We start from the raw sequence: 3,231 nt of genomic DNA, 5'->3' as shown, positions 1-3,231 counted from the left end.
CGCCCCGGCCGCCCCGCCCTCCGACCCGACGGAGCACCGCCCCGCTCTGCGCAAGCGGTTGGTCCCCTACTGGCTGCTGCTCCCCGGCATCCTGTGGCTGCTGGTCTTCTTCGTCGCCCCGCTGGTGTACCAGGCGTCCACCTCGCTGCAGACCGGCTCCCTCGAAGAGGGCTTCACGGTCACCTGGCACTGGTCGACATACAGCGACGCGCTCACCGAGTACTACCCGCAGTTCCTGATCTCGGTGCTGTACGCGGCCACCGCCACCGCACTCTGCCTGCTGCTGGGCTACCCCCTGGCGTACCTCATCGCCTTCAAGGCCGGCCGCTGGCGGAACCTGCTGATGATCCTGGTCATCGCACCCTTCTTCACCAGCTTCCTGATCCGCACCCTCGCCTGGAAGACCATCCTGTCCGACAGCGGCAGCGTGGTCTCCACCCTCAACTCGCTGGGCATCCTGGACGTCACCAGCGCGCTCGGCATCACCGAGGGGGAGCGCGTCCTGGCCACCCCGCTGGCCGTGGTCTGCGGACTCACCTACAACTTCCTGCCCTTCATGATCCTTCCGCTCTACACCTCCCTGGAGCGCATCGACGGCAGGCTGCACGAGGCCGCGCGGGACCTCTACGCCCGCCCCTTCACCACCTTCCGCAAGGTGACCTTCCCGCTGTCGATGCCCGGTGTGGTCGCCGGCACCCTGCTCACCTTCATCCCGGCCACCGGCGACTACATCAACGCCGAACTCCTCGGCTCCACGGACCAGAAGATGGTCGGCAACGTCATCCAGTCGCAGTTCCTGCGGGTGCTGGACTACCCGACGGCCGCCGCGCTGTCCTTCATCCTCATGGCGGCCATCCTCGCCATGGTCACCATGTACATCCGCAAGTCCGGGACGGAGGACCTCGTCTGATGCGCGCGCTCACCCAGTGGCTGCGGCGGAACCTGGTGGCCATCGCGGGCCTGGCCACCCTGGCCTACCTCATCGTGCCCAACGTGGTGGTCCTGGTCTTCTCCTTCAACAAGCCCAACGGCCGCTTCAACTACACCTGGCAGCGGTTCTCCACCGAGGCATGGACCGACCCCTGCGGCGTCGCCGACCTGTGCGGCTCGCTCGCCCTCAGCCTGGAGATCGCGCTCTGGGCCACCCTGGGCGCCACCGTGCTGGGCACCCTCATCGCCTTCGCCCTGGCCCGCCACCGGTTCCGCGCCCGCGGCGCCGTCAGCAGCCTGATCTTCCTGCCGATGGCCATGCCCGAGGTGGTGATGGCCGCCTCGCTGGCCACCCTCTTCCTCAACATGGGCGTCGACTTCGGCTTCTGGACCATCCTCATCGCGCACATCATGTTCTGCCTGAGCTTCGTGGTGACGGCCGTCAAGGCCCGCGTACTGAGCATGGATCCCCGGCTGGAACAGGCCGCACAGGACCTCTACGCCTCCCCGGCCCAGACCTTCCTGCGCGTCACCCTGCCCATCGCCGCCCCCGGCATAGCCGCCGGCGCGCTGCTCTCCTTCGCGCTGTCCTTCGACGACTTCATCATCACCAACTTCAACGCCGGATCGACCGTGACCTTCCCCATGTTCGTCTGGGGCTCGGCGCAGCGCGGCACCCCGGTCCAGGTCAACGTGATCGGTACGGCCATGTTCGCCATCGCCGTGCTGTGCGTGCTCGTCGGCCAACTGGCCGGCTCCCGCCGCAAGAAGAGCTGAGCGGTCGAGGCCGCGGCGGCCGGCCCGCCGTTCCCAGGGCGCCGTGCGCTCCTCCGGCGTCCCCCACGGGCACCCGGCCGCACCGTTACGGGCTCGGCGGCCCCGTGCCGGGATGCGTGAGGGTGCCCTCTCGCGCTCCGGGGCGCACCACCTGGCGTGGACGCACCCCGCCGCACTACCAGTCGGGAGACCGACCCGGGTAAGAATCCCCGCCGTGCCCCGTCCCCTCACCTTGACGGCCCCGTCGACCGGACGGGGCCATGCGAGGGAGTGGAGGGGCGCGATGAACGGCGCACCGGCAGGGAACGCGGTGGACTGGCTGGTCTCGGCGGCAGAGGACCCCGTGGCCTGCAGGCGGGCGTGGGAGCGCGACCCCCTGGGGATCGCGCTGCTGCCCGCCGGCCGGCTGTGGGACGTACTGATCCTGTCCGGCGCCCTCGGGGGCACCACCCTGGAGGCGCTGCACCGGAAGACCGACCGGCCCGGCCCCGTGCTCGGCGACTTCCAGGACACCCGGGTGGGTTTCTTCGTACCGGCGGGCACCGCGGCCCGCCGCACCGAACCCGGGTCCGTCCCGCGGGGCGCCGGGCCCCGCACCGTCGTCCGGGGCGCCGGCCCCGGCGCCTGGGTCGCGGTGCCGTACCCCGGCCGGCCCGCCGGCGGAGTGCGCTGGCTGGTGCCCCCGGACGGCTCCGGCCACCTCACCGACCCCGCCGTGCTGGACGCGGCCATGGCGGAGGCCGCACTCCGGCTTGACCGCGGCGAGGTCCCGCCACCCGGCTACTGACCGCCTCGCGGTCCCGGCCGCTCGGCCTCCGGGGCGGGGTGCGGCAGCCGCCGGCAGAGCAGCGACAGCCCGAGCAGCAGCACCCCGGACAGGCACCAGCTGCCCAGCACATCCAGCGGCCAGTGGTAGCCGCGCACCACCAGGCCCAACCCCACGCCGGCGTTCAGCAGTACCAGCGCCAGGCGCACCGCGACGGACGGACGGCGGGCGGGGCGGCGAGAGCGCGCGGCGGCACACCGCAGGAGCAGGGCCGCCGCTCCGTAGGCGACGGCGGCCGTGGCGGTGTGCCCGGACGGATAGAAGCCGTCGGTTCCGGCCAGCGGTCCCGGCGGTGCCGGGCGGTCGATCAGGGCCTTCACCGGGGCGATGGCCGCGGGCACCGCCGCCATGGCCACCGCGCCGGCCAGCGGTACGCCCCACCACCAGCGGGCCCCGGTCCGCCACAGTCGCCATCCCGCGTATCCGACCGCCAGGGCGAGGACGGGCAGGGCGACGGCCAGGCCACCGAGATCGGCGAGGAACTCGGCGAGTGGCGCGGGCAGCAGCTGCCCTCGGGCGCCCCGTCCGACCCGCTCGTCCAGGCGGCGCAGCGGACCGTCCGCCGCCACCTGCCAGGTGACCAGCGCGAATCCCAGAACACAGAGAGTGAGGAGGAATGCCGGCGGCCCCGGAACAGGGGGGGTGGCTCCGGGGCCGCCGAGGCGATCGGTGCCCCGCGCGCCCCGGGGGGTTTGGGG

General features: G+C 72.6%; 4 protein-coding genes. 3 read left to right on the top strand and 1 reads right to left on the bottom strand.

The window, feature by feature from the left end; all coding sequences use genetic code 11:
• The 3 genes from E4099_RS30655 to E4099_RS30645 form a co-directional block, all read left to right on the top strand.
• Positions 1-910: ABC transporter permease (locus tag E4099_RS30655; protein WP_135342365.1), on the top strand; the 910-nt coding region annotated here is incomplete at its 5' end.
• Positions 910-1,707, top strand: coding sequence for an ABC transporter permease (locus E4099_RS30650; RefSeq protein ID WP_135342364.1), 798 nt, complete (start codon positions 910-912; stop codon positions 1,705-1,707). The genes E4099_RS30655 and E4099_RS30650, both read left to right, overlap by 1 nt.
• Before the next feature lie 283 nt (positions 1,708-1,990).
• Positions 1,991-2,494: a hypothetical protein gene (locus E4099_RS30645; RefSeq protein ID WP_135342363.1), complete on the top strand. Its 504-nt coding sequence runs from the start codon at positions 1,991-1,993 to the stop codon at positions 2,492-2,494.
• Here E4099_RS30645 and E4099_RS30640 read toward each other — a convergent pair.
• On the bottom strand, positions 2,488-3,231 hold a 744-nt coding region (locus tag E4099_RS30640), incomplete at its 5' end, for a phosphatase PAP2 family protein (protein WP_245245320.1). The genes E4099_RS30645 and E4099_RS30640 overlap by 7 nt on opposite strands.

Source organism: Streptomyces palmae (assembly GCF_004684805.1).
Classification (GTDB): Bacteria; Actinomycetota; Actinomycetes; order Streptomycetales; family Streptomycetaceae; genus Streptomyces; species Streptomyces palmae.
This window is presented reverse-complemented; position numbering and strand designations above follow the sequence as displayed.

Coding starts and splice junctions, on each gene's coding strand:
- E4099_RS30650 (WP_135342364.1), top strand. CDS start 910: ATGCGCGCGCTCACCCAGTGGCTGCGGCGGAACCTGGTGGCCATCGCG.
- E4099_RS30645 (WP_135342363.1), top strand. CDS start 1,991: ATGAACGGCGCACCGGCAGGGAACGCGGTGGACTGGCTGGTCTCGGCG.